The sequence below is a fragment of the Streptomyces sp. NPDC003011 genome (assembly GCF_053591515.1).
Genome location: NZ_JBSFTY010000010.1, coordinates 107,994 through 133,459 on the forward strand (window position 1 = coordinate 107,994; position 25,466 = coordinate 133,459).

The window sequence follows — 25,466 nt, forward strand, 5'->3', positions numbered from 1 at the left end:
TGCTCAGCCCTTGTTGGCGCCGAGGGTGAGGCCGCTGACGAACTGGCGCTGGAGCGCGAAGTACACGATGAGGGTGGGGATCGCGGTGAGCAGGGCGCCTGCGGCAACCAGGTTGGGGTCGGTGAAGTACTGGCCGGAGAGGTTGTTCAGGGCCGAGGTGATCGGCATGTTCTCGCCGGTGGAGATCAGCACGATCGCCCAGAAGAAGTCGTTGTAGATCCAGATGGACAGCAATGTGGCCAGGGCGGCCATAGCGGGCCTGCACAGCGGCAGCACGATCTGCCAGTACAGCCGCCACACGGAGGCGCCGTCGACGAGGGCGGCCTCGGTCAGCTCGTGCGGCAGCGAGCGCATGTAGTTGGCCAGGACGAAGGCGCAGAACCCGGACTGGAACGCCACGTGGATCAGCACCAGGCCCAGTGCGGAGTCGTACAGCTTGCCGCTCATGGTGATGCCGGGCAGGTCGACGAGCAGGTACAGGCGGTACAGCGGGGTGATGATCACCTGCTGCGGGAGAAGGTTGCCCGCCGTGAACACCAGCAGCAGGGAGAGGTTGACCCGGAAGTCGAAGCGGCTGACGTAGAACGCGACGCAGGAGGACAGGAACAGCGTCACCAGCACGGCAGGCACCGCGATCAGCAGTGTGTTCCCGAAGTAGTGCATCATGTCCGACTGCGCATACGCGTTGGTGAAGTTGTCGAGGCTCAGCCTGTCGGGCCAGGAGACGTAGCCCTTGGCGCTGGTCTCGGCGTACGGGCGCAGGGCGGCGAACAGCGCCCACAGCAGCGGCGCCAGCCAGGCGAGGGCGGTGACGACGAGAAAGGTGTGCAGCAGGATCCGGGCGGGGCGCAGAGGGGGGCGCTGCTTTCCGAGCGCGCTCACGGTGCTCATGCTCGCCGCTCCTTCCGGAAGGTCGCGATCAGGTACGGGATGATCACGGCGAGCGAGATCACCAGGAGAACGACGGCGATCGCCGAGCCGTATCCGATCCGGCTGGACTCGCCGATGATGTTGTTGGTGACGAGGATCGAGAGCAGTTCCGTGCCCTGGGCTCCCTTGTTGAAGACGAAGACCAGGTCGAAGGCGCGTAGGGACTCGATGATCGTCACGACCAGCACGACCGTGTTGGTGGGGCGCAGGGTCGGGAAGATGACGTTCTTGAACGTCTGCCACTCGTTCGCGCCGTCCAGTGCGGTGGCCTCCCGCAGGGACGGGTCGACACCCTTCAGGCCGGCCAGGTAGAGGATCATCATGTAGCCGGTGTGGCGCCAGGACGCGGCGATGAGGATGGCCCAGAGGTTGAGGTCCGGGTCGCCGATCCAGTCGATGTAGTGGCCGGGCTCGTTGGCGCCGATGAGGCTGTTGATCAGGCCCGTGTCGGGGTTGTAGACCAGCTGCCAGACGAAGCCGATGACGGCCATCGACACGACGACCGGGAGGAAGAACGCGGTCTGGTAGACGCGGCTGAAGCGGATCTTCTTGTCCAGCTGCACGGCCAGGAACAGGCCGAACGGGGTCGGGATCAGGATGAGCACGACGAACCAGATGACGTTGTGCTCGACGGCGGGCCAGAACTGCGGGTTGCTGGTGAACAGTTCCGAGAAGTTCTGCAGCCCGACCCACGTGATGGAGTCGAAGCCGATGCCGTCCCAGGTGGTGAAGGCCAGCGCGATCGAGGCGAGCGCCGTGAGCCAGACGAGGGCTACGTGCAGGATCGTCGGCACGCCCGCCATCAGGCCGAGCGTGATGCGGTCCCGCCGGGTGAGCAGCCGTCGGTGGCCCAAGGGCACCCGCAGCCGCTTCTTCTGATGAGCCGTCAGATCATTCGGGGGGCCCGGGGGTAGCACGGCGGCCGTCCCCGGGGTGCTGGTGGTGCCGGTCCCGATACCGGTGTCCGATGTGGCGGTCATGAGGACGCGAAGATCGTCTTCTTCTGGCGTTCGATCGACGCCAGCAGGCTGTCGACGCCCTTGGGATCGCGGACGAACTTCTGCAGCGCGGGCTGCATCACCGTAGAGGTGAAGTCCGGCCGGCTGTCGCGGTCCATGAACTGGGTGAGGTGCTTGGCGCCGGAGATCGTCGCGTACGCCTTCTTCTGCAGGGCGGTGTACGAGGAGGTGTCGGCCTTGTTGGAGGCGGCGACAAGGCTCGGGTCGGACGTCAGGTAGATCTGCTCGGCCTCCGGCGTGCCCAGGAACTCCAGGAGCTTGACCGCGTTCGCCTTGTTCTTCGGGGCCTTGGAGAGCATGAAGCCGTCGGTGGGCGCCTCGACGGTGTCCTGGCCGTGGGCCGGGTCGATCTCCGGGAAGGCGAAGAAGTCGAGGTCGTCCAGGTCGGACTGGTGGGTGAACTGCTGCGCCACGAAGCTGCCGAACAGGTACATGCCCGCCTTCTTCGCCACCAGGGTCTGGGCGGCGTCCTGCCAAGTGCGGCCGACGGCGCCGTCCTGGTGGTACGGGAGGATCTCGGCCCAGTGGTCGAAGGTCTTGCGGACCTTCGCATCCGTCCAGGACGCCTTGCCCGCCATCAGTTCGACGTGGAAGTCGTAGCCGTTGGTGCGGAAGTTGATCTGGTCGAAGGTGCCGAGGGCGGGCCAGGCGTCCTTGTCGCCGAAGGCGAGCGGGACCAGCTCGTCCTTCTTCATCTGCTTGCACAGGGCGACGAGTTGGTCCCAGGTGGCGGGGACTTCGTAACCGTACTGCTGGAAGACGCTTCTGCGGTAGAAGACCCCCCAGAGGGACGTGGAGATCGGCACGAAGTAGTACCTGCCGTCCGCGCCCTTGCTGAGTGCCTTCATCGCGTCGGGGAAGTTGCCGCCGATCGTCTGCCACACGTCGTCGATCGGACTGGCCAGACCTTTGCCCGCGAAGAACTGCATGCGATAGCCGGCGAACCAGTTGAAAACGTCGTCGGGGGTGCCCTGCAGATACGAGTTGATCTGCTCCTGGAACGTGTTGTGGTCCTTGGTGTTCACGTCGACCGTGATGCCGGACTGCTTCTTGAAGGCCGCGTAGATCTCGGCGAACGCCTTCTTCGGCACCGCGTCCGACGCGTTCGAGCCGAGGGTGACGGTCTTCGGGTCGGCGGCCGTACCGCTGCCGGCGCAGGCGCTGAGCAGAGGCAGGCCGGCGCCGAGGACGGCTGCACCGCCGACGCCGCGCAGGACGGTGCGGCGGCTGGGGGCAGGCATGGGCCGACCGAGGGAGGGAGAGTGCATTTCGGCTCCTGACAGGGTGGGCCGTGCCCAGGCGGCACGTCGACCCGAGAGGGGTGTGACGAGGAAGCGGTCGTCAATGCGACCAAGAATCAACACGATCGAACAGATGCGACCGGCGGCTGCGAGGAAGAGTGAACGCTCCGGGGAGTCGCTGTCAAGACCCCCTTCGACCGGGGCGCAGGGTCGACCGCACAGGCGAGAAGTCAGGCGCCTTGCGGCCGGACGGGAACGGCGGCCCCTTTCCGTGAGCGGACTCGAGTGCGCCCATCTGGGGTTTGACCAGCACCTATACATCCGGCGAGAGGTGTCCTCGCGGCGGTCACGGCACCCTGGCCGAACGGGCACCCTCCGCGGGATCCGCTGCCGTCCGTCGCAATCGATGCTGCGGGGACCCTTGACGTGCGGTCCTGGGCTACGTAGACATGACCACGCGGTCAGACCGCGCGGTCATTCGGTTGACCTCATTCGATACAGGCATACGGCCGCCGGGAGACTTCATGGCACAAGTGATGGGGCGGAGCGAGGGCTCCTCTGTGCCGCGCAGCGCGGACGTGGCCCGGCTGGCCGGGGTGTCGCGCAAGACGGTCTCCAGGGTCCTCAACAACGAGCCGTATGTCTCCGAAGAGGCCCGCACAAGGGTCCTCGCAGCCGCTGAGTCACTCGGCTACCGGCTGAACCAGGCGGCCAGGACACTGGCCTCCGGGCGTACCGGCTCCATCGGCGTGGTCGCTCTGGGCACCGCCGGGTACGGAACCGCTTCACTCCTCGTGCACATCGAGCGGGCCGTGCGCGACGCGGGTTACGCGCTCCGCGTGGTCAACACACCGGACGGCGACCCGGCGGGTATCGCCGGCGCCGTGGAGTCGCTGCTCGAACAGGGGGTGGACGGCGTCGTCGTCTCGGAACCCATCGTGGAGGGGGACGTCGGCGTCCGCGTCGACGTCCCCGTCCTCTTCCTGGGGGCACCGCCGACCTTCACCGCCCCCCGCACCGTGACCATGGGTGTGGGCGCCCACGCACTGGCTCGGGCTGCCACCGAGCATCTGCTGGATCTGGGGCACCCGACAGTTCATCACCTCGCCGGCCCGCGGCGGTGGTACGCCACCAAGGACCGCATCGAGGGATGGCGGGCGGCGCTCGCTGCGCGGGGCGCGCACGAGCCGCCGCTGCTCAACGGTGACTGGTCGGCCGCCTCCGGCCACGCCGTGGGCCGGTCGCTGGCCTCGGACCGTTCTGTGACCGGCATCTTCGCGGCGGGCGACGAGATGGCCATCGGCCTCATCCACGCCCTGCGGGAAGCCGGGCGTCGCGTGCCGGAGGACATCAGCGTCGTCGGCTTCGACGGCAACCCGGTCTTCGCCTACGTCTCTCCTCCCCTGACCACCGTGCGTCAGCCCTTCGAGGCCGCGTCACGGGAAGGAATCCGCCTTCTCGTGCACGCGATCGAGAAGCCCGACGCCGACCTGCCGCAGGCGAGCGACCCACCGGTCGAACTCATCGTCCGCGGCTCGACCGCGCCTCCGCCGTCCCACCCCGACAAAGCGGTCCGGCGCACCACCTGAGAACTGCCCGGGAGCAGCAGGGAGCACACCCGCACGCCCGGGCACCGCTTGTCACTCGCCGGCTGTCCCACTGAGAGGCCGGCCGGTCCGATCCGCGTCGCCGCGTCGCCGAAGTCGCGTACGCGGCGGACGCGCACGCCGGGCTCGCCGCTGCCACCCGGATCCGCCCCGGGGCGGCGGCGGGCACCGAAACACCCCATCCCACCCCCGTCCTGGGAGCCGCACATGTCCCCTGCACTGTTGGACGTCAGACCCGACGCCGCTCGGCGTTCCCGCCCCGTCACTCTTCTGTTCCTGTTTCTGGCGCTGATCCTCGCCGCGGCGACGATGATGCTGCCTGCCGCGGACCGGGCGCAGGCCCTCTCCCGTCCCTCGCAGACGATGTACACCCCGCCTGCGGGCGCGCCTTCACCCGGTTCGCTGTATCCGCGGGCGCTGCGCCTGCAGCACAACGGCTCGGCCAACGGCACCCTGCTCGCCACGTTCGAGCAGTACACCTCCGGCACGCCCGTCTTCCCGATCTACCGCAGCACCGACAACGGCACCTCCTGGACGAAGATCTCCCAGGTCGCCGACACACAGAACGGCTGGGGCATGCGCTGGCAGCCCGAGCTGTTCGAACTGCCCACCGCGATCGGTGACTTCCCGGCCGGGACCATCCTGGCCGCAGGCGACTCCGTGCCCTCCGACCGGTCGGGCAGCAAGATCGACCTGTACGCCAGCACCGACCGCGGGCAGACCTGGAGCTTCGTCAGCAACATCGCCACCGGCGGGGCCGCTTTCGACACGAACGGGAGCACCCCTGTCTGGGAGCCGTTCTTCCTGGTATCCGGCGGCAAGCTCATCGTCTACTACTCCGACCAGCGCGACCCCGACCACGGCCAGAAGATCGTCCACCAGGTGTCCACGGACGCCCGCACCTGGGGCCCCGTCGTCGACGACGTGGCCATGCCCACCTTCAGCAACCGTCCGGGCATGCCGACCGTCGCGAAGCTGCCGAACGGCAAGTACGTCCTGACGTACGAGTACGGCGGCGCTCCCGAAGGCAACTTCTCCGTCTACTACAAGATCTCCTCCGACCCGGAGGCGTTCGGCTCGGTCACCGGCATCCCGCTGCGGACGACGGACGGCGTGGTACCCCAGAGCGCTCCCTACATGACCTGGCTGCCCACCGGGGGACCGAACGGCACCCTCGTCGTCAGCGCCAACAGCGCCGACGACCTGTTCATCAACACGCAGAACGGCGCCGCGAACACCTGGACGCGCATCAGCGCCAACGTGGCCGGCGGTTACAGCCGTGGCATGACATCCCTCCCCGACGGGCACAGCCTGCTGATACTCAGCGCCGGACGCGGAGGCAGCAACCTCTCCAACCCGGTCACCTACAGCACGATCGACCTGGGCGGCGGCATCTCCGACGGCGCCACCTACACCGTCAGCAACGCGGGCAGCGGCCAGCTGCTCACCATCGCGGGCGGCTCCACCACCAACGGCACCTACGCCACCCAGCAGAACGCCGACAACGCGGGCGACCAGAAGTGGCGGTTCGTCCAGCAGCCCTCCGGCTACTTCAAGATCTTCAATGTGGCCAGCGGCAAGGTCCTGGGCGTGGAGAACCAGTCCACCGCCAACGGCGCCAAGATCCTCCAGTGGGACGACAACGGCACCGTGGACCACGAGTGGGCGGTGTCCCCGAACCCCGCGGGTGGCTTCTCCCTCATCAACCGGCTGACCGGCAAGTACCTGGAGATCCCCAACGCCTCCACCACCGTCGGTGCCACCGCCGGGCAGTGGGCCGCCACCAGCTGCGCCTGCCAGCGCTGGAACCTCACCCAGACCGCCCTGCCGCCGCTGGCCACCGGCCAGTACGCGCTCGTCAACAAGAACAGCGGCAAGTACCTCGACATCCCGGCCGGCTCCACCACCGCCGGCACCGCGGCCAACCAGTGGCAGAACACGGCCTGCACCTGCCAGTTCTTCACCTTCCAGTCCGCAGGAGGCGGAGCCTGGAACATCAAGAACGTCAACAGCAACCTCAATCTCGACATCCGCAACTCCTCCAGCGCCACGGGAACGGCCGTCGTCCAGAACACGGCCTCCAGCGCCGACTCCCAGAAGTGGACCCTCACCGACGCGGGCAGCGGCTACTACAAACTCCGGAACGTGAACAGCAGCCTCGTCGCCGGCGTCGCCCAGTCCTCCACCGCCGACGGGGCAGCCATCATCCAGTGGGGCACCGCCAACCTCGACGACCAGCTCTGGAAGATCGTCCGGATCAACTGACGGCTCCACCAATGTCATGACCAGGCGCAGGGACCACTGGCGAAGCGGTTCCTGCGCCTGACGTCAGGGGTCACCGGTACCCGGTACCCGGTCGAGGTGATCTCCCAGTGCGTGTGGCTGTACTTCCGGTTACCGCTCAGCCCGTGAGGACGAGGTCTTCATCAAGTTCAACGGCGCGCAGAAGTACTGGGCCTCGATGCAGTTGCCTGGGGCCGGAAGTATCCGGCGATCATCGAGCTGTGGGAGAACGCCTGGGCCGAGTTCGTGCCCTTCCTTTCCTTCGACGTCGAGATCCGTCAAGTCATCTGCAGCACCAACGCGATGGAGTCCGTGAACGCCCGCATACGCAAGGCCGTCCGCGCCCGCGGACACCTCCCCATCAAGGCCGCCGCCCTCATGCGCATCTCCATGGCGCTGATGAGCCTCGACCCGACAGGGAAGGGCCGCAAGCGGTTGACCATGCGTTGGAAGGCCCCACTCAACGCTTTCCGGATCGCCTTCGAGGGCCGCCTGACCCCGAGCAACGACTGACCACTCAACAACCAAGACCAGCCGCTGAATTCAGTCCTGGATGAGTGGGTCGGGCGGTGGCCGCGCAGAGAGGGGGCTGGTCCTCGTCGAGGAGGTTGTCGGCGAGGGCGGTTTCGGGGGAACCGCCGGCCTTGCGAAAGCCCGAGGAGCTGGTCGTCGATGGCTGGACCTGGATTACCCGGACGGCGGGCCAGGCGGGTCGGCCGCCGTGGGCGCGTACTGGCGTGTTCCGCGTGCCGGTGTATGCGCGTGCCGGCGTATGCGCGTGTCCGTGTGTCCGCGTCCGTGACGCGCGGGCCACCGGACGGCGTGAGTGCCGCTCCGCACCGGTTGCTGGGGTGTGTCACGCGTACGGGCCGAGTTGGTGTGGGCGGTGGCGGTGGAGGACCAAGGGGTGGGCGTCCGTGTCGTGGGACGCCTCGATAGCGTTGCCCACCAGGAGCGTGTGGTCGCCCACCTCGATGGACCGTTCGACCGTGCAGGTGAACACGGCGGACGTGTGGGCCAGTACGGGCTGGCCGTCACGAACGGTGTGGGCGACGCCGTCGAAGCGCCGGAGGGGGTCTCCCTGGGCGAACCGGCGGTAGAGCTCCCGCTGCCGCCAGGAGACGACGTTGACGGCGAAGCCGCCGGTGCGCAGGGCGTGGAGCAGGGTGCGGCTGGTGTTCGCGAGCGACACCAGCAACGAGGGCGGCTGGGCGGACAGCGAGATGACGGAGTTGACGGTGCAGCCCAGCGGGCCGTCGGGACTCTGCGTCGTGATGATGCTGACGCCGCTGGGCAGATGGGTCATGGCGGCGCAGAAGGCGTCGAGGTCGGCGCGTGGCCCGTGCTGAGGGCCGCAGCCGGAGGCCGACGGCAGGGTCGTGGCAGTGGGGGCGGGAAGGCCCATGGGGTGACTCCTCAGGATGCGGGTAGCGGTGGGGGCGCGACGGACACGGGATCGCAGGCGCGGTGGAGGACCGGGCTCAGCGCTTCCTCCACGGCCGGCACGCGGGTGTGGAGTTCGTCGCGGCTGCCGGCCCCCACGACGACGTGTCCGGGACGCTCATGGCTGTGCGACGAGGGGGAAGTCGCCTGCGTCCGGCTCGTTCTCGCCGACGATGCGAAGGCGGGGCCGGGGCAGGTGGCCGGCAGCGCCCGGCGCATGACGAGCTTGTCCCGGGTGCGCAGTACGGCGCCCTCGGACACCGACGGCAGCCCCAGCGCCTCGCAGAGCAGGGTGGCCGGGAGCAGGGAGGTCGGGTCGTCGCGGTAGGGGGCGCGGTGCGCGGCGAGGACGCCCGCTCCGGCCTGCTTCAGGGGCTCGCCGGGGTCGGCGATCCGGACGAAGGGGATTCCCCGGCGGGTCAGGGTGGCGTGGCCCTCGGCGGGACGGGCTCCGACCAGGACTACGGGCGGGCCGGGGTGGTGTCTGGTCATCGGAGCTCCTTGACCGGTGTCACTGCGGGGGCGTCGTGCAGCAGGGCGGCCAGGGCCGCCCGGTCCGTCTTGCCGTTGCCGTTCAGGGGCAGTTCGGGACGCACGTCGAGGAAGGCGGGGACCATGTAGGCGGGCAGCCGGTCACGGAGTGCGGCGAGCAGGGTATCGGGGGCGGGGTCGTCACCGGTGCACACGGCGTGCAGTTCGGTGCCGCCGTGCGTGGTGGGCAGGGCGAGAACCACGGCGTCGTGCACGTCGGGCTGGTCGCGCAGCGCGGACTCGATCTCGCCGAGTTCGACGCGGTAGCCGTCGACCTTCACCTGGTGGTCGAGACGGCCCAGGTGGAGGAGTCCGTCCCGGCCGGCCGGGCAGACCCGGTCGCCGGTGCGGTACCACATGCGGGCCGGGACCACGCCCGTCGGCCGGGCGGCGGAACCGGGCGGCGCCGAAGCGGGGTCGGCGGGACGGTCGCCGTCCAGGTCCCAGAAGCGTCCGGCGTTGTCGGCGGGGTCCAGATAGCCAGGGAAACGCTGGGGCCCCCGCACGCACAGTTCGCCCTCCTCCGCCCGCCGCCCCGAGGCGTCGAGGACGCGGTGCTCCAGGTGCGGGTAGACGTGGCCGATGGGCACCGTTCCGTTGGCGGTCGCGGGCCAGTTGCCCATGTCGGTGTCGAGAGGGAACTCCGAGCAGGTGATGGTCAGTTCGGTCGGGCCGTAGAAGTTCTCCAGTCGTGACGCCGGTGCGGCCGCCTGCCACGCCCGGGCCTGCTGGAGGGTGAGCGGCTCCCCCGCGAAGAGGCTGTGGCGCAGTCCCGGCATGGCGCCGTGGCGCAGCGCCCGCACCCGGCGGGCGAAGGAGATCACCGACGGGACGGAGCACCAGTGGGTCAGGCGACGGTCGTTGACGAACCGTACGGGTGCCAGGATGTCGTCCCGGCTCGGGACGACGAGGGTCGCACCGCCGCCCCACGCGGTGAACATGTCGAACACCGAGACGTCAAAGGTGAGATCGAAGGTCTGGGAGAGCCGGGAGCCGGGCCCGACCTCGTAGCGCTCGATGACATGGGCGAGGTACGGGGCGACGTTGTCATGGAGTATCGGCACGCCCTTGGGGGTGCCGGTGCTGCCGGAGGTGAACAGGATGTAGGCGGGCGCCCCCGGTTCCCCGGGACGGGGAGCCGCGCCGTCGGCGGAGCCGCCGGCCGCGTCGGCCAGGTCGAGCAGCGGCACGGGCAGCGCGTGCATCTCCCCGGTCCCGTCGGTCAGCACCAGGTCGAGCCCGGCACGGCGGGCGACGGAGGCGTTGCGGGCCCCGGGCCATGCCGTGTTCAGCGGGACGACCGTGGCACCGAGTCGTTGGACGGCCAGGTAGCCGGCGTAGGTGGCGGGCCGCCGGCCGGCCAGCAGACCGACGCGGTGCGGTGGTCCGGGGCAGGCCCGGAGGATGCCGGCCGCGACACGGGCGCTGTACTCGTCGAGTTCGCGGTAGGTCAGGTCCTGCCCGTCGGCCTCCAGGGCGACGCGGTCGGGGTGGCGTCCGGCCGATGCGGCGAACCACGCGTGCAGGGTGCCGGGGTGGTCCCCGGTGCGGGCGCTCACCAGGCCGCTCCCGCGCTGACGGCGGCGGGGCGGGCAGCGGCCGCGTCGCCGGGGCCGATCGAGGTGAGGATGCGGTCGAAGGCTGTGCGCACCAGCGAGGCGCGGGGCCTGCCGCGTGCCGCCGACTGGGCGGCGTAGCGCAGGGAGCGGGACAGCTCGCCCCACGCGGCGGAGGTCGCCGGCGCGGCGCGGTGCAGGTACTGGTGGTGGCGTGCCGCGGCCCAGAGGTCCTCGGCGTAGCGGACCAGTGCCTGCGGGTCGGACGGCAGCAGGTCGCGGAGGAGGGCGAGCGAGGCGTCGGTGCCCCGGACCCAGTCGCCGGGGCACGGATCGAAGCGGCCGGCGCCGTGCTCCAGCCAGCGGTGGTTCCCCGGGCCCGGTACCCAGGCGGGGCCGCCGCCGAGGGCGTACGTGTCGCGCTGGTGCAGCACGGTGTCCAGGCCCGGCAACGGGGCCAGCAGGAGCCGCAGTTCGGCTTCGTCGACCCAGCTGCGGTGCGGTGACTGGTGGCCTTCGGGGAGCAGGGCGTCGAAGTCGTCGACCACCAGCCAGCGGTCGCCGTCGCGGGCGGCGAGGCGGAGCCAGTGCGGCACGTCGCGCACCAGGTGGGACGGGCTCCACGGCAGGTTGCGGCAGTTGGCCACGGCGAGGACGTCGCCCTGGCGGGCGAACTCGCCCCGCAGGGCGGACAGGGTGTCGTCCCAGCGGCGTGTGCCGCGGTAGCCGAAGTCGGGCGCCACTCGGACGTGGTGGCTGAAGGCCAGAGTGCCGTCGAGGCCGTCGCGCCGCACGCAGAGGGTGAAGCCGGCCGTCAGCCGCCGCTCGGCGGCGGGGTCGGTGAGACGGAGGTGTTCCTTGAGGTTGGTGGTGTAGCAGCTCAGTGCTTCAGCGGGCACGGAGATCTCCAAAGGCGCAGCTCACGGGATGGACGCTGAGGTGACGCAGGGCGATCCAGGTGAGATCGCCCAGGGTGCCGGTGCTGGGTCGCACCGGGATGTCGAGGGACCACGGGCGGCCGGCGATACCGGTGCCGTCGGCCTTCACACAGGCCTCCTGCACGGTCCACACCCAGGCGAACTCCAGGGCGCGGCGGTCGGCCGGCAGCGGGGACAGTTCGGCGGCGCGTTCGCGCAGGCACCGGCGGACCAGGCCGGGGGGCAGATCCGGGCCGGGGGGCAACTGGACGTCAACGCCCACCCTTCGGCCGGGGGCCACGGCGGCGGCCACCAGGTCACCCCCCGAGGCGTCGTCCGCGCCGTCGTGGGAGAGGCTGACCCCCAGGCCGGGCAGCCCCTCCAGCACGGGCCGGCCACGGGCGCCGGCGGTCAGCGGGACGCCCTCGGTTCCGGGGCACACCTCGGCGAGCAGGGCACGCAGCAGTCCCCGGGCGGCGAGCGACTGGCGGCGCTGCCACCGCGGCCGGTCGCGCACGTCCGCCAGATCGGCGGGGTGGGCGCTCGCAGTGGCCGCGCGCCCCCAGGCCACCCACACGCCGGGCGCCGCCTCGACGGTGACGGGACCGGCCTGCCGGGCCGCCGGGCCGGGGCGCGCCGGGGCCGTGGCGGCGCTCACGACGCCGCCCCGCGGGGCCGGGACAGCAGTACCTCCGCCTGGTCGGCGACGCAGGCGAGGACGGTCTCGGTGCTGCCGCCGGCGATGCCGAACAGCGCGGCCTCCGCACGCCGGTGCTGCATGCCCGTCGCGGCGAAGCCGTCCGCACCGCACAGGTGCGCGCAGACGTCGAGGACGTGGTCGGCCGTTTCCCCGGCTGCCGCCTTCACCAGCGCCGCACCGGTGTGGTCGTGCCCGGCGGCGACGGCGGGGCCCAACGCCTCCACCAGCGTCTCCAGTTGGCGGGTGCGGACCAGGGCGGCGGCGAGCCGCTGGCGGATCGCGGGCTGCTCCCACAGGCCGCGTTCCGTCAGCCGGTCTTGGGTGTCGGCCAGCGCCCGGCGGCAGGCCGCCGCCGCCCACAGGCCGCCGGCGAGGCGTTCCACCGCGATGTGCCGGGCGAACAGGGCGAGTCCGCGCCCCGCGCCGCCGACCGGCCCGTCCGCGAGCACCGGTACGCCGTCGAGGTGGATGTGTCCGGTGCCGGACCCCGTGAAGTACGGGCCCGGTGCCGCCTCGACACGTACCCGCGGGTCGTCGGCGGGCACGAGGTACCAGGTGAAGTTGGTGAAGTGGGGGCCGGGACGGCGGCGGGCCAGGACGAGCAGCAGGTCGGCGTGGACCGCGTTGGTGATCCAGCGTTTGGTGCCGCGCAGCACCGTCCCGGTGCCCGTCTCCTCGGCGTGTGTGGTCAGGGCGGTGAGGTCGGAGCCGGGGCCGCTGTCGGTGGCGGCCAGGGCCACGACGGACCGGCCGTCGAGCATCCGGCGGGCGACGTCCGCCGCGGCCGGTCCGCGTCGGCCCGCCTCCGCCAGCAGCGGCAGCACGGTGGCGGCCTGGACGCAGACCGACAGCAAAGGCCCGGTGCCCTCCTCCGCCTCGGCGCGGACGATCACCTCGCGGAGCCGGTCAGGTATGACCCCGCGTTCGGGCAGTCCCTCCCGGTAGATCCCGCGCAGGGCGCCCGCCGCACCCAGGCGTGCCCACAGCTCGCGTCCGGACCCCGGGCCGGCCGGCGCGGGCCGTGCCGCCGGCCCGGGGCGGCCGCGCTCGAGAAGTTCCACGACCTCAGGCAAGGCGCACCTCCGCGTCGAGGAGGGTGAGCTTGCCGTCGGCCAGCAGCAGCCGGTCGTTGCTGAAGTTGAGGCTCGCCGACCGCAGGTCGCGCAGGGCGCGCTCCAGCGCGACGGGTGAGTCCCGCAGGTAGCCGTGGCGCAGCCCGACCGCGTCCACCAGTTCCTGCACCGCCGCGTGGCACTGCTCGGATGCGGTCACCTTCAGTCCGTTGACCAGGAGCTGGACGCGGGGCCGGGTGACGTCCTCGTGGATGACCGTGTCCAGGGTGCGGGCCAGCAGCGCGTCGACGGCCTCCAGGCGGTGCCGTACCCGGGCGAGCCGGGTGAGCAGCAGCTCCGAGTCGAGAAGGGCACCGCCGCGGGTCCGGGAGGAGCGCAGCATGCCGACGGTGCGGGCCAGCGCGCCCTCGGCCGTGCCCAGCCAGGCGGCGCTCCAGCCGAGGTGAGCGAGGGGGCCGAAGGTGTGCGTGACGATGTCGCGGAAGCGGCCGTGCTGCCCCACGACCTGGTGGCCGGGAACGGTGCCGCGCAGGTGGAGCGCGCCGCTGTGGCTGGCCCGCATGCCGTGCGGGTCCCAGCCGCCGGCGGAGGCCACCTCGAGCTGGCTCCGGTCGGCGTACACCAGCGAGACGTCGTGCTCGTTCTCGGAGTCCGGGCTGCGCATGGTGACGAGGAAGCCGTCCGCGTGGGCGCCGCCGGTGACGATCGGCGCGAATCGGTCGAGGAGCAGGTGGCCCTCGCGCTGTTCGAGGGGCGCGGTGGCGGTGAGGAGTGCGCCGCCCTTGCCGGCCTCCGTGGTGACCGACGCCAGGTACACCTCGCCCGCTCCGATCCGAGGCAGGAGTCCGTCGCGCAGTGTGCCGTCGGCGTGCTCCACCAGGGCGGCCACCTGCTGACAGTGCATCGCGAAAACCATGGCGAGCGACATGTCCTCGCGGCCCAGTCGCCGGGTGGTGGTGAGCACGTCGTCCAGGTCACCGCCGAGTCCACCCTCGGCAGCCGGCACAAGGAGGCCGAGCAGCCGGGTGCGGCGCAGCGACTCCAGCGCCTCGACGGGGAACACGGCTTCGGTGTCGGTGCGGCGCGCGTGTGCCGCGGTCACCTCGGCGGCCTCCTCGACCAGCGGTGCGAGCAGGAGAGGGGCCCCGCCCCGGTCGGCTGCGCCGGTGACCGGGGCGGGCGCGGTGGAGGTGGCGGTCACGCGACCGCCTCGGAGGTCCGCGCGGCGTCCACGGCCCGCCACAGCGAGCCGGCGGTCGCGAAGGTCGTCTCATTGAGGTCGTCGTCGGACAGCGAGACGTCCATCTCGTCCTCGATGGCGAACAGCAGGTCGACCGACTTCATGGAGTCGAGCCCCAGGTCGCGCAGCCGGGTGTCGTCGGTGAGCGGCTGCTCCTGGAGGCGGGGCAGGTGGTCGCGGAGCACTTTCTCGAACACGGCGTCCATGGCGGTTCAGTCCTTCCGGGTGAGCGTGAGGCGGGTGATGTGCGGTGCGGCGCTGCCGTCGACGGCGACTTCGAGCGGGGCCGGGTGGCCCAGGAAGGCGAGCAGGCTGGCGGACAGCCCGTAGGCGCCGACGTTGGGGACGGCGAGCAGGTCGCCGGGGCGCAGCGGGGGCAGCGGTGCCTGTCGCGCCCAGGTGTCGAGCGGAGTGCACAGGGGGCCGGTGACCATGGTGGGCCGCGGTTCGCCGCGTCCTGCCGCGCCAGTGAGCAGGGTCGGGTTGAGCGGTGGCAGGCGGCGCAGGCCGGCCATGCCGCCGAGGTGGTTGATGCCGGACTCCAGGACGGCGACGTCCCGGCCGTGCGACCGCTTCACGTCGAGCACCCGGGTCAGCAGGGTCCCGGCGGTGCCCACCAGGTGACGGCCGGACTCGTACGCCGGGCGCGGTGCACCGTCGCGCCAGCCGGGTGCGCAGGCGTCGAGCAGTTCGGCGAGCCCTTCGCGCAAGCCGGTCAGGTCGGCCGCCTCACCCTCCTTGGCGAAGGGGGCGCCGAAGCCGCCGCCCAGGTCGAGGGTGGTGTCCAGCCTCGCGGTGTGCGGGGCCAGGACGGCGCGGAGCCGGGCTGCCGTGGTGAGCGACTGCCGAAACTGCGCCAGCAGGTCGGGTACGTGGGTGAGGTTGGTGCCCATGTAGAGGTGCAGGCCGGTGACCTCGACGTGGGGGCGGTCCCCGAAGCGCTCAGACTCGTCGGTGATCCACCGCGTGTCGGCGCCGAACTGGGAGGCGACCCCGGTCATGGCGAGGCCCTGTCCGGCAGCGGGACGGTCGTCGTTGACGCGCAGCAGCGTCCGTACCCGCACCCCCGCCCGGCCGGCGAGCCGGTCGAGCTGATCGAGGCCGGTCGGAGAGTCGGCGCAGAACTCGCGGACCCCCTTCTCCAGGGCCCGGTCGATGTCCTGGTCGCGTTTGCCGGGCCCTGTGTAGAGGACCTGCCCGGCGTCCCACCCGGCGCCGAGCGCGGCGTCGAGTTCGCCGGGGGAGCACACTTCGGGCAGTACCCCGGCCTCCCTGAGGGTGCGCAGGACGCCAGGGTGGGAGTTGGCCTTGAGGGAGTAGTAGAGGTCGGCCGGTTCGGGCAGGGCCCCGCGCAGCCGGGCGGCGTTCTCCCGGACGCGTGCGAGGTCGTACACGTAGGCGGGCGTCTCGGCGCCCGCGTCCAGCGCGGCGAAGACCGCCGCGGGCAGGGTGGCGGGGACGGCCCCGGCATCGGGCCGGGCGGTGCTCGGGCGGACGACGGTGGTCGTGTCAGACAAGGCTGGCCACCTCCTGGGCGAGGGCCTTGCGGTCGACCTTGCCGTTGCGGGTCAGGGGCAGGGCGGGCAGCGGCACGCAGCGGCCGGGCACCTTGAACTCCTCGATCTCCTCACGCATGGCGTCCAGGACGTCCGCGGGCCGGCGGTCACAGACCACCGCCAGGATCGCCGGCGAGCCTTCCGCCGGCGGCAGGACGGCGGCCTGTTCGACGCCCTGCACACGCCGGGCGGCGGCCTCCACCTCGGTGGCGCTGACCCGGAACCCCCGCTCCTTGTAGACGTCGTCGAGGCGGCCGGAGAAGTGGACGAAACCGTGTTCGTCGAGCCATCCGTGGTCGCCGGTGCGCAGCTCGGGGAAGAGCCCGTCGCGGCGCGGGAACCGCTGGGCGGTCAGCTCGGGGCGGCGCCAGTAGCCGGCCATGACGTGCGGTCCGCGCACCACCAGTTCACCGATCTCACCCGGAGGCAGTCGCTCCCCGTCCGGGCCGGCCGCGTAGATCTCGGTTCCGGGCAGGGCCCGGCCGCAGCTCCCGGGGTGCTCCAGGTCCGCGTCCGGCGGGTTGATGGCGGCGCGTTTGCATTCGGTGAGCCCGAACATGAGCTGCACCCGCAGCCCCGGGACGGCGGCCCGCAGTACGGCGAGAGGCTGCGGGGGCATCGTGGCGCCGGTGTTGGTGAGCAGCCGCAGCCGCAGGCCGTGGTCGGGCGAGCGGCGCACCAGCTTGGACAGGGTTTCGGCGACGGCGGGCACGCAGGCCAGGACGGTGGCGCCCGCGGCCTCGATGTTGCGCAGCAGGGTGGCCCCGACCTCGGCGGGCAGCCCGAGCCGTACCGCCGCCCCGCTCACAGCACCGAGGAACAACTGGTAGAGGCCGTAGTCGAAGGAGAGGGGAAGCGGGCTGTAGACCACGTCGTCGGGGCGGTACTTCAGTTCGCCCTGGATGGCGTGGACGGCGAACAGGGCCTGCTGGTGGGTGCTCACCACGGCTTTCGGGGCCGCTGTGGTGCCGGAGGTGTAGATCAGGCAGACGGGATCGATCGGGAGCGGAGCGTCGGTGCCGCTCTCGTCGGCGGCCGGTCCGGGCCGGCCGAGGTCCGGGTCCGGGCCGCGCGGGACGTCGGACAGGGGGGCGGCGGTGATGCCGCGCTCGGCGGCCAGGCGCCGGGCGTCCTCGTCGTCGGCGAGCAGGAGGACGGGTTCGGCGTCGTCCAGGACGTGGGCCAGGGCCCGCCCCCGGGTCTGTTCGTGCAGCAGCGCGAAGGGGGCGCCGATCCGGGAGGCGGCGTAGACGACGACGGCGACCTCGACGACCGAGGGGGCCACCACCACGACGCGCTCCCCGCGGCGGACACCGAGGGCGCCCAGCCAGCGGGCGGCCGCCCGGCTGGCGACGGCGAGTTCGCCGTGGGTGAGGCAGTCCCGCGAGGTGGTGACGGCGGGTGCGTCCGGTGCGCGGTGCGCCGCGGTGTCGATGAGATCGTGCAGCAGGTTCATGGCGTCTCCCGGTGGGCGCGGGCGGTGATGCGGCACAGGCCGTCGAGGTCGTGAAGGTTCTCCGGGACGAGATCGGCGGCGTCGAACTCGATGTCCAGCCGTTCCTCGATCCGCTCGACGATGTCGACCATGCGGAAAGAGCCGAAGCCCGGTATCTCGGTCAGTGGCCGGCCCGCCAGCAGCTCGGCGGCGGAGACGCGGAGCACGGCGGCCGCCTCTTCGGCGACGGCCGCGCGCAGCGCGTCGGTGTCCGGGGAGCCGGTGCCCGCCGTCCCGGCCCGGGCGGCGGCCGGGACGGCCTCCCGCGCCGGGGACGGCGAGGTGAACACCCGGGCGTCGGCGTGCAGCAGTTCGGCGAGCCGTTCCAGCGGGCCGGCGGGCTCCGGCCGGCCGCGCTGGACGCGGCGGTGGGCGAGGAAGGTCTGTTCGGCCAGCTTGCCCCAGGCCGTCAGGTGCTCCTCGACGGCCGGCGCCGGGCCGCCAGCGGCGGCACGATGTGCGGCGTGCAGCCGCCGGGCCCGGGCCAGTAGCCAGGTCTCCAGGGTGAGTCGGGCGAGGGCCTCTTCCCGGTCGGGGTGCTCCCGGTAAGCACGCACGTACGCCTCGACGGCCGCCGCAGTGGCCGGTACGACCGCCGTGGCGTCCTGCGGGACCCCGGCGCGGGTCGTGCGGTACACGCGCGCGCCGTCGGGCAGTGCCTCGGCGAGTTCCTCCTCGGTGAGGGTCCAGGTGCCCGGCCGGGCCGGACCGTACGGGGTGTCGTTGTGGTACCCGTCGCGCACCACGGCCCGTCCGGAGGCGTCCCTGCCGAGCAGGAAGCTGTGGTCCATGTGGGCGTGGCCGTGGTACGGCACCCAGGGCAAGTAGTAGGCGTCGGCGATCACGTACACGCTGCCGGGACCGGTCGGCGGGGCCCCGGTGCGGGGCGGGAGGGTGTGACGGTCCGTGATGGACAGACCGAGTGCCCCGGCGGTGCGCTCCACGTGGGTGTCGGTGGCCGCCTCGACGGTCGGCAGGCGGCCGGGACCGTCGTCGCGGGGCGAGAATTCCAGGCGCGCACCGAGGACGAGCGGCGACACGCCGTACTCGGCGCGGGCCAGCCAGGCCAGGTTGACCTGGAGGCAGTCGAGGAGCTCGGCGCGCAGATCCGCCGGCGGGGCGCTCTGCGGGGCGCTCTGCGGGACGGCGGGGGCGCTCATCGCACCTCCTCGAGACCGACGGGGGCACCCGCCGGCCGCCTGGCCGTCCCGGCGGGCGGCACCGTGATCAGGCCGGGCGCCGCGTCGGTGTCCGCCGGTGCGTCGATACGGGCGAGACCCGCGACGGCGTCGGCGATCGCCGCCGGGTCCGGCGCGCGGTCGGTCAGTTCGCCCTCGAGGAACTGCTGGTAGGCGCCGAGGTCCAGGTAGCCGTGGCCGCTCACGCAGACCAGGACTCCGGTGCGGGCACGGGGGGCGTCACCGTCCCCGCCGCCGTCGCCCGCCGCACGGGCGGCGGCAGCCAGGGCATGTCCGGACTCCGGAGCGGGCAGGGTCATCTCCGTCGTGGTGAAGGCGCGGCCGGCGGCGAGGGCGGCGACCTGGTCGACGGCGGTGGCGGCAACCTGTCCCGCGTGCCGCATCGCGGAGATGAGCTTGGCGGCGCCGTGGTAACGCAGGCCCGCCGAATGGGAGTCGGGGATGGAGTAGTCGCTACCGACGGTGTACATGGGCTCCAGCGGGGACGACCCGGTGGCGTCCGTGCGGTCGTAGGCGTACACGCCGCGGGTGAGCTTCGGGGTCGTGCTGGACTCCGCCGCGATCAGTGCCGGCGGTTCGGTGCCCTCGGCGGCGGCCAGGGCGTGGAACGGCAAGGCGATGCCGCCGAAGTTGGAGCCCGCTCCGACGCAGCCGACCACCGCGTCGACCTCGCCCCCCTCCTCGGCGAGCTGGTCAATGGCCTCCAGGCCGATCACGGACTGGTGCAGGATGCTGTAGGTCTCACCGCTGCCGATGCAGAACGCCGCTCCCTCCGTGCGGGCGGCGTACTCGACGGCCTCGCCGATCGCGAGCGAGAGGCTGTTGCCCGCCGACCGGCCGGAGCGGGCGACCTCGGTGAGGGTGCTGGGGCTGGAGATGACGCGCGCGCCGAGCATCCGCATCAACACGCCCCGGTACGGCTTGCGTTCCAGGCTGCCGCCGACCATGAAGACGGTGCAGCGCATGCCGAAGCGGGCACAGGCGGCGGCCAGCGCGGTGCCCCACTGGCCGGCTCCGGTGCCGGTGACCAGTTCCCGCACGCCCGCCCGGTGGTAGTAGTAGGCCTGGGCGAGCGCGGTGTTGAGCTTGTGGCTGCCGGAGATGTTGCCGCCCTCGTACTTCACCCAGATCGGCACCCGGGCGCCCACCGCCTTCTCGAAGGCGCGGGCCCGCCACAGCGGGGTGGGACGGAAACGTCGGTAGGCGTCGACGACCTCCTCGGGGATGTCCCAGTACTCGCGTGACTGCAGGCTCTGACGGACGAGTTCCATCGGCAGGTTCGCCTGCACGCTGCCACCGTCGGTGGCGCAGTGCTGGGTGCGGTCGGCCGGCAGCGGCTGCCCGAGGTGGGGAAGGACGCTGCGCCAGCGGCGGGGGACCTCGGTCATGCGGCGGCCTCACTGCTCTGCTCGACGATCGTGGTGATGTCGGCGACGGTGGCGAAGGACCTGCCGACGAACAGCTCGTCGGAGAGGGCGACACCGGTCTCCTCCTCGATCTGGACCAGGAGACTGATGAGGCTGAGGGAGTTGATGTGGAGACGTTCGCCGTTGAGTGGTTCGTCGTCCGTCAGGCCGTGCGGGTCGACGGGGGGTTCGGAGGCCGCCGCGACGACCTTCTTGACGACGCTCGTGAGGTGGGGCGACGTGGGCTGTGCGTGCTGCATGCCATTCCTTTGCCGGAGCAGGACAGGGATACGCGGAGTGTCCGGGAACGCCGAGCGCATGACCGGACACGGAGAGTGACAATCGACGGGCAGTCGTGTGGGCCGTCCCGGGCGGAGGCAGTGGTGCACCCCGCCGGAACAGGAGGAACGGGAAAGAGAGAGGAACGCGGGTGGCGGTACCGGCTGCCGGGCCGGGCCGGGGCCGCGTGATGACGCCGTAAGTGCGTCTACGGAGCGGCGCCGGTCAGCGGACGGGAGCCGCGACGGCTCTACATCGCTCCGTGCCGGGCGCGGGGCACCGGACCCGGCCGTTGCCGCGAGTTCCGATGAATTCCTGGATGTGCAAGCGCAGTTGCTGCAAGTGCGGTGCGCGCAGGACGCCGAAGTGGTCGGTGTCCAGGGAGCGGACCGAGACGTCCGCGAGGTGCGGCGACCAACGCAGGGCCTGCTGCGGGTCGTCACTGCCGGTACAGGTGATCAGCAGGGTGCGGCCGGGATACCGCCCCTCTGCGCGGTAACGGGTGCGGGCCCCGAGGTGGGCGTCGACGGTGCGCTCCGTGCGTGCGAGAGCGTCCGCGTCCATGTGGGCCGCGGCCTCGCTCAGCACCTGGCGCCGTACGTTGCCGTAGGCCTCGGGTTCCTTGCCGACCGGCGCCGGACTGCTGTCGACGAGCACCAGGTCGGGCATGTGCCCGCCGGGCAGTCGCCGCGCCGTCTCGAAGGCGAGCAGCCCGCCGAGGGACCATCCGACGAACAGGTCGGGACAGGCGGGGAGGGCGGCCACCGCCTCGGCGTAACGGTCGGCCATGTCCGGTATGCGGGTGTCCGGCTTCTCGCCCTCCTCCAGACCCAGCGCCCGTATGCCGTACACGGGGCCATGGCGGGAGAGGTGGGCGACGAGACCCAGATAGGGAAGAAGGCCGCCCCCCAGGGGATGGAAGACGACGGTACTGATGTCGCCGGCCCGCCTTCCCAGCGGTAACAGCAGCGGCCTGTCTAAGTCGGCCGTCGTTTCGGTTTTCGCGCTGTGGCTCACATGTTCCCCCGGCCCAACCTGGGGTTGGGACCTGTTGGTCTTGACCCGATGGTGTGTGGAGCGCCGAAACGCCGTAGGGCCCTGCGGGCGGTGTGTCGCATTCCGCCCTCCGGATGACCCCGGGCTTTCTCTGCTTGGGTCACCAGCCCCGCGTGAATCACACATCACTCGGGCATAGGTGTGACCTACCTCACATCTCCAACAGGGGGGTGGACACCCGGTTCTCCTGGGGGTGCGCGCATCGGTCGACGTCATGCGCACCGATCCTCATCCGGTGCCCTCGCGCGGCCGTCGGTGGGGTCGTGTCATGCCCCGGTCGGCCGGACATGGATCTCGCCCAGTGGGAACACCTGTCATATCCGTCGCCATTCCGCATCCGTTCGGATCGATCTCCCGCCGCCGCGCGGCGAGGAAGGGCCGCAATGTCTCACCTCCTCTTCGTGGAGACCACGGGCCTGGGTGTTCAGGCACTCGCTCACGCGAAGCGAAGCGGTCACACCGTGACCTACCTGCACTGCCCCCTCTACGACTTCACCGCCACCCCAGCCCAGCGCAGGGAAGCCCTCCGACTCGCCGACCACGCTGCCCCGTTCGCCGATCCCCTGGACGGCGACGCGGTGTACGGAGCACTGCTCGCCTCCGGTGCGGACCCCGGGAGCGTCGACGCGGTGCTCTCCACGCTGAGCTACGGGGCGCAGGCCGCCGCCGACCTCGCCGCCCGCATCGGCGCGCGCGGCACCTCGCCGGCCGGCACACTCGCAGCCCGGGACAAGGGCGAGTGCCGCCGCATCCTGCGCGAGCGCGGGGTGCCGAGCGTCGGCTTCCGTGTCGTCACCGACGCCGCCGAAGCGCTGGAGGCCGCCGAGGCCATCGGCTACCCGGTGATCGTGAAACCGGTCCTCGGCATCGGGAAGGCCGTGACCTCCATTGCCCGCGATCCCTCCGCCGTACGTGCCCACTTCGCCGCCGCGGCGGCGGACCGCGACGGGCTCACCGAGGGCATGGCCCGGCAGCTCGACGAGCGGTACCTGGTCGAGGAATTGGTGTCCGGGGACCTGTACTCCGTGGAGGTCGCCGCGTCCGGGGAGCGCCTGGTCCCCCTCGTGTGCGCGAGCCGGAAGGTCAGCCGGGAGAACCCGGTGCTGGAACTGGGATGCACCGTCCCCTCCGGGCTCCCGGCCGCCGACGAGGCCGCACTCGGCCGCTACGCCGTCGAGGTGTGCCGCGCACTCGGGCTCGACCTGGGCATCTTCCACGTGGAGGTGATGCACACCCCGTCCGGCTTCCGGCTCATCGAGGTCAACCCGCGGCTGACGGGCGGCTCCCTGCCCGACACCATCAGCAGTGTCGCCGGGGTGGACGTCTTCGCTCTCCTGGTCGACCTGTTCCTCGGCGGGCCCCTGCCCGACGGTCCGCTGTCCCTGGAGGGCTCGGCTTCCCATTCGTTCCTCGCCGCCCCTGAGGAGTCGACCGTGCCCGCCCGTCTTCCCGACGACTGGTTCGCCCCCTTCCTCGCCCGACTCCACTCCGGCTACGCGCGGGTGGGGGCTGGTGACGTGGTGCCGCCCATGCGCACCAACTTCGACTCGTTCGGCATGCTGCGCGCCTTGGCCCCTACGCCCGCCGAGGCCGAGGCGGCGTGCTCGGCGGTCAAGGCCGACATCGAGGGTCTCTTGGGCTTCCCGCTGTTGGCCGAGCAGGCCCGCACCCCGGCTCCGGTCGCGTGAGGCGCGACGGCGGCCGGCGAACCACCGCGGGCACGAACAGCAGCAACGCGTCCGTGAACTGCGGCCGGACCTCGTCGAACGGAGAAGACGTGCCCGACCGCGGCAAGCGCGCCGACGCGACGTCCGGCACCATGCGGGCACCAGACGCGATCACCGCACCGAAGGAGCAGGAGCCGGCCGACGCCCCGCGGCCACCCGGCCTGGCCGACGGCCCGTCGTCGCCGGAACCACAGGACGCGCAGGAAGAGTTACGGCAGCGCCGAGGTCTCTCGCTCGCCGTGTACCTCACCTCGGCGACGCTCGTACGCTCGGCCAGCGGCGGCGCTCCCGTCGCGCTTGTCGCGTTGACGCTGAGCCGACCCGGGCACGGCGGGGCCGCGCTCGGCGGCGTCCTGGCGGCCCTGCTCACGCTGCCCAACGTCGCCGGACCGTGGATGGCGCGCTGGCTGGAGGAGGCCCGCGACCCGAGATTTCGGCTGGCGACCGCGTTCATCGTCTTCGGGTTGATGCTCGCCGGCACCGGTCTGACGCTGGGCCGTCTGCCCGTCGTCCTGGTGGGTCTGCTCGTTGTCGTCGGTGGTCTCTGCGGTCCGCTCATGACGGGAGGGCTCAGCAGCCGACTCGCGCTGATCGTCGGCGAGGACACCCGCGCCCAGCGCCGGGCCGAGGGGTGGGACTCGGCGACCTACGGAAGCAGCAACATCCTCGGTCCGGCCGCGGTCGCCGCGATCACCGCCCTGACCGGGGCCATGACGGCGGTTGTCGCGCTGGGCGCGGCCGGGGTGGCGGGCGGCCTGCTGATGTTCGCGCTGCCGAAGGAGCACCGGACCGCCGCCGCGAGGCAACGCTCGATGCCCGTACGGGACGCCCTCAAAGTGATCGTCCGGCGTGGTCCGCTGCGGCGCGTCATGATCGCCACGATGATCACCTCGGTCAGCACCGGCGGCGTGATGGTGATCGCGGTGGTCTTCGGCCGCAACCTCCAAGGCTCGGCGGGCGCGGGCGCCGCCCTCGGCGCCGCCTACGGCGTCGGCAACCTCTGCGGAGCGCTGCTGACCGGCGCGTTCCCGCTCACCGGGGAACCGGAGCGCTGGGTGCTGCGGCTGATCGCCGCGAACGCCGTGGCCGTCGGTCTCTGTGCGCTGGCACCCGGCTATGTTCTCGCTCTGGCGACCTTCGCCCTGGCGGGAGCGACGAGCGCAATCCTGTTCACCGCGTCCCTGGCCGTGCGGTCGGTGTACTCCCCGCCCAATGCCCGGGCGCAGGTGTTCGTGACGATGGCCGGGCTGAAGATGGCCGCCGGTTCGGCCGGCACGGCACTGGCGGGCACCCTGGTCGGCATCGGCCCACGCCTCGCCCTGTGCCTCAACGCCGTCGTGGTCGCCTCGGCCGTCACCATCGCCCTGACCGACCTCCGTCTGAACCGCCGTCGATCATCCGCCGCGGATCAGGAGGACGCCTCCTCGCCGGTGAAATGACGAAAACATGAAACGGACAGCCCGCGCCGGCGTCCCCGACGCCAGTGGCCGGTCAGGAGGCCCATGCCGCCAGCGCATCGTCAGTGGTGGCTGCGCTACCGTCCGCGCGCTGGTGTCTGACGGGCCGAAGGAGCAGACCGCAGCACTGCTGCGTGGCTTCATCGAGCAGTGGTGGGTTCTGGCACAGATCTTGGCGAGCCGTCGCGTAGGGCAACGGTGTTGTTCGATTGCAGGGAATGGACACGAGGCCCGTTCCGTCAGCGTTCACGCATCCTGGTCCACCACCAGCCGTCCATCGCCGACTCGATGTAGTTGGGCTCCGGCAAGGTGCGGCGCTCGAATTCCTCGTCGATGCGCGTAATCAGTCGACCCAAGTCCCGTTTGGCTCCAAGAGGAAGGTGCAGCATCGCCCGCTCCAGATCGTCACGAGCGTCTTCCACCTCTATCCCAGGTGAACAGGCCTCGGAGGCGTTCGGTAGCGGCCATGTTGCTTGAAGGCCCACTCGAAGCGAGAGAGCGCATTCGCGACCGTGTTGGGCCACATCTCCCGGTCTTCGACCCGGCGGATCGCTGCACGGGTCCGCGCTGAGACACCGCAGACCCTCAGGACCGGATACTGCCATCGTGGCCGCCACCGCTCTGCACGGACGGCCTTGGGACGCCTACGCGGCATCGCCCTTTCGGATCAACATGAGGCGATCCTGCCACGGCTGGATATCTGGATGGTCCCCTGTTCACGCACCCGCCACGGCTCATATTCCTACTGAGC

21 protein-coding genes and 1 pseudogene are annotated in these 25,466 nt (G+C 71.6%); 5 read left to right on the forward strand and 17 right to left on the reverse strand.

From position 1 onward, the window contains the following. Positions 1 to 3: 3 nt before the first annotated feature. Genes ACWD0J_RS07910 through ACWD0J_RS07920 form a run of 3 tightly spaced genes read right to left on the reverse strand, consistent with a single transcriptional unit; the run spans position 4 to position 3,217 of the window. Positions 4 to 891, reverse strand: coding sequence for a carbohydrate ABC transporter permease (locus ACWD0J_RS07910; RefSeq protein WP_451494885.1), 888 nt, complete (start codon positions 889 to 891; stop codon positions 4 to 6). After that, positions 888 to 1,910 (reverse strand): carbohydrate ABC transporter permease, encoded by a 1,023-nt coding sequence (locus ACWD0J_RS07915; protein WP_451494886.1) that lies wholly within the window; start codon positions 1,908 to 1,910, stop codon positions 888 to 890. Before ACWD0J_RS07915 ends, ACWD0J_RS07910 begins: the two co-directional genes overlap by 4 nt. After that, complete coding sequence (locus tag ACWD0J_RS07920) at positions 1,907 to 3,217, reverse strand: ABC transporter substrate-binding protein (protein ID WP_451494887.1); 1,311 nt, start codon at positions 3,215 to 3,217, stop codon at positions 1,907 to 1,909. Before ACWD0J_RS07920 ends, ACWD0J_RS07915 begins: the two co-directional genes overlap by 4 nt. Positions 3,218 to 3,714: 497 nt before the next feature. Here ACWD0J_RS07920 and ACWD0J_RS07925 point away from each other — a divergent pair, with 497 nt between their 5' ends. The 3 genes and pseudogenes from ACWD0J_RS07925 to ACWD0J_RS07935 all read left to right on the forward strand — a co-directional run. Further along, a complete protein-coding gene (locus tag ACWD0J_RS07925) occupies positions 3,715 to 4,779 on the forward strand; it encodes a LacI family DNA-binding transcriptional regulator (RefSeq protein ID WP_451494888.1) in 1,065 nt (354 codons plus the stop codon). A 225-nt stretch (positions 4,780 to 5,004) separates the two neighbouring features. After that, positions 5,005 to 7,062 carry an RICIN domain-containing protein gene (locus tag ACWD0J_RS07930; protein WP_451494889.1) on the forward strand — a complete coding sequence of 686 codons (2,058 nt, stop codon included), beginning with the start codon at positions 5,005 to 5,007 and terminating at the stop codon, positions 7,060 to 7,062. A gap of 198 nt (positions 7,063 to 7,260) precedes the next feature. Beyond that, positions 7,261 to 7,593: pseudogene (locus tag ACWD0J_RS07935) on the forward strand (transposase); the annotation flags it as partial. A 343-nt stretch (positions 7,594 to 7,936) separates the two neighbouring features. Here the strand turns inward: ACWD0J_RS07935 and ACWD0J_RS07940 are convergent. The 14 genes from ACWD0J_RS07940 to ACWD0J_RS08005 form a co-directional block, all read right to left on the reverse strand. Then, positions 7,937 to 8,485, reverse strand: a complete 549-nt coding sequence (locus tag ACWD0J_RS07940) for a flavin reductase family protein (protein WP_451494890.1) — start codon at positions 8,483 to 8,485, stop codon at positions 7,937 to 7,939. A gap of 11 nt (positions 8,486 to 8,496) precedes the next feature. Continuing rightward, positions 8,497 to 9,015 carry a hypothetical protein gene (locus tag ACWD0J_RS07945; protein WP_451494891.1) on the reverse strand — a complete coding sequence of 173 codons (519 nt, stop codon included), beginning with the start codon at positions 9,013 to 9,015 and terminating at the stop codon, positions 8,497 to 8,499. Then, positions 9,012 to 10,613, reverse strand: a complete 1,602-nt coding sequence (locus ACWD0J_RS07950) for an AMP-binding protein (RefSeq protein ID WP_451494892.1) — start codon at positions 10,611 to 10,613, stop codon at positions 9,012 to 9,014. The genes ACWD0J_RS07945 and ACWD0J_RS07950 overlap by 4 nt, the downstream gene beginning before the upstream one ends. Beyond that, positions 10,610 to 11,509: a hypothetical protein gene (locus tag ACWD0J_RS07955; protein ID WP_451494893.1), complete on the reverse strand. Its 900-nt coding sequence runs from the start codon at positions 11,507 to 11,509 to the stop codon at positions 10,610 to 10,612. The genes ACWD0J_RS07950 and ACWD0J_RS07955 overlap by 4 nt, the downstream gene beginning before the upstream one ends. Then, positions 11,499 to 12,185 carry a 4'-phosphopantetheinyl transferase family protein gene (locus tag ACWD0J_RS07960; protein WP_451494894.1) on the reverse strand — a complete coding sequence of 229 codons (687 nt, stop codon included), beginning with the start codon at positions 12,183 to 12,185 and terminating at the stop codon, positions 11,499 to 11,501. Before ACWD0J_RS07960 ends, ACWD0J_RS07955 begins: the two co-directional genes overlap by 11 nt. Beyond that, the gene (locus ACWD0J_RS07965; RefSeq protein WP_451494895.1) at positions 12,182 to 13,288 is read right to left on the reverse strand and encodes an acyl-CoA dehydrogenase family protein; all 1,107 of its coding nucleotides are present in this window, start codon (positions 13,286 to 13,288) and stop codon (positions 12,182 to 12,184) included. Before ACWD0J_RS07965 ends, ACWD0J_RS07960 begins: the two co-directional genes overlap by 4 nt. Before the next feature lie 4 nt (positions 13,289 to 13,292). Then, entirely contained in the window at positions 13,293 to 14,501 is a 1,209-nt protein-coding gene (locus ACWD0J_RS07970; RefSeq protein WP_451494896.1) for an acyl-CoA dehydrogenase family protein, read from the reverse strand. Then, on the reverse strand, positions 14,498 to 14,746 hold the full coding sequence (locus ACWD0J_RS07975; protein WP_451494897.1) for a phosphopantetheine-binding protein: 249 nt from the start codon (positions 14,744 to 14,746) through the stop codon (positions 14,498 to 14,500). Before ACWD0J_RS07975 ends, ACWD0J_RS07970 begins: the two co-directional genes overlap by 4 nt. A 6-nt stretch (positions 14,747 to 14,752) precedes the next feature. Beyond that, positions 14,753 to 16,057: a type III PLP-dependent enzyme gene (locus ACWD0J_RS07980; protein WP_451494898.1), complete on the reverse strand. Its 1,305-nt coding sequence runs from the start codon at positions 16,055 to 16,057 to the stop codon at positions 14,753 to 14,755. Beyond that, positions 16,050 to 17,552, reverse strand: coding sequence for a class I adenylate-forming enzyme family protein (locus ACWD0J_RS07985; RefSeq protein WP_451494899.1), 1,503 nt, complete (start codon positions 17,550 to 17,552; stop codon positions 16,050 to 16,052). Before ACWD0J_RS07985 ends, ACWD0J_RS07980 begins: the two co-directional genes overlap by 8 nt. Beyond that, a complete protein-coding gene (locus ACWD0J_RS07990) occupies positions 17,549 to 18,751 on the reverse strand; it encodes a hypothetical protein (protein WP_451494900.1) in 1,203 nt (400 codons plus the stop codon). Before ACWD0J_RS07990 ends, ACWD0J_RS07985 begins: the two co-directional genes overlap by 4 nt. After that, positions 18,748 to 20,178 carry a TrpB-like pyridoxal phosphate-dependent enzyme gene (locus ACWD0J_RS07995; RefSeq protein WP_451494901.1) on the reverse strand — a complete coding sequence of 477 codons (1,431 nt, stop codon included), beginning with the start codon at positions 20,176 to 20,178 and terminating at the stop codon, positions 18,748 to 18,750. Before ACWD0J_RS07995 ends, ACWD0J_RS07990 begins: the two co-directional genes overlap by 4 nt. Next, on the reverse strand, positions 20,175 to 20,456 hold the full coding sequence (locus ACWD0J_RS08000; protein WP_451494902.1) for an acyl carrier protein: 282 nt from the start codon (positions 20,454 to 20,456) through the stop codon (positions 20,175 to 20,177). The genes ACWD0J_RS07995 and ACWD0J_RS08000 overlap by 4 nt, the downstream gene beginning before the upstream one ends. Before the next feature lie 244 nt (positions 20,457 to 20,700). Next, positions 20,701 to 21,747 carry a thioesterase domain-containing protein gene (locus tag ACWD0J_RS08005; RefSeq protein WP_451494903.1) on the reverse strand — a complete coding sequence of 349 codons (1,047 nt, stop codon included), beginning with the start codon at positions 21,745 to 21,747 and terminating at the stop codon, positions 20,701 to 20,703. Between the two features lie 167 nt (positions 21,748 to 21,914). Between ACWD0J_RS08005 and ACWD0J_RS08010 the strand changes: the two genes are divergently transcribed. Together ACWD0J_RS08010 and ACWD0J_RS08015 are read left to right on the forward strand one after the other, a co-directional pair. Further along, positions 21,915 to 23,219 carry an ATP-grasp domain-containing protein gene (locus tag ACWD0J_RS08010; RefSeq protein WP_451494904.1) on the forward strand — a complete coding sequence of 435 codons (1,305 nt, stop codon included), beginning with the start codon at positions 21,915 to 21,917 and terminating at the stop codon, positions 23,217 to 23,219. An 89-nt stretch (positions 23,220 to 23,308) separates the two neighbouring features. After that, positions 23,309 to 24,697, forward strand: coding sequence for an MFS transporter (locus tag ACWD0J_RS08015; RefSeq protein WP_451494905.1), 1,389 nt, complete (start codon positions 23,309 to 23,311; stop codon positions 24,695 to 24,697). Positions 24,698 to 25,466: the final 769 nt, after the last annotated feature.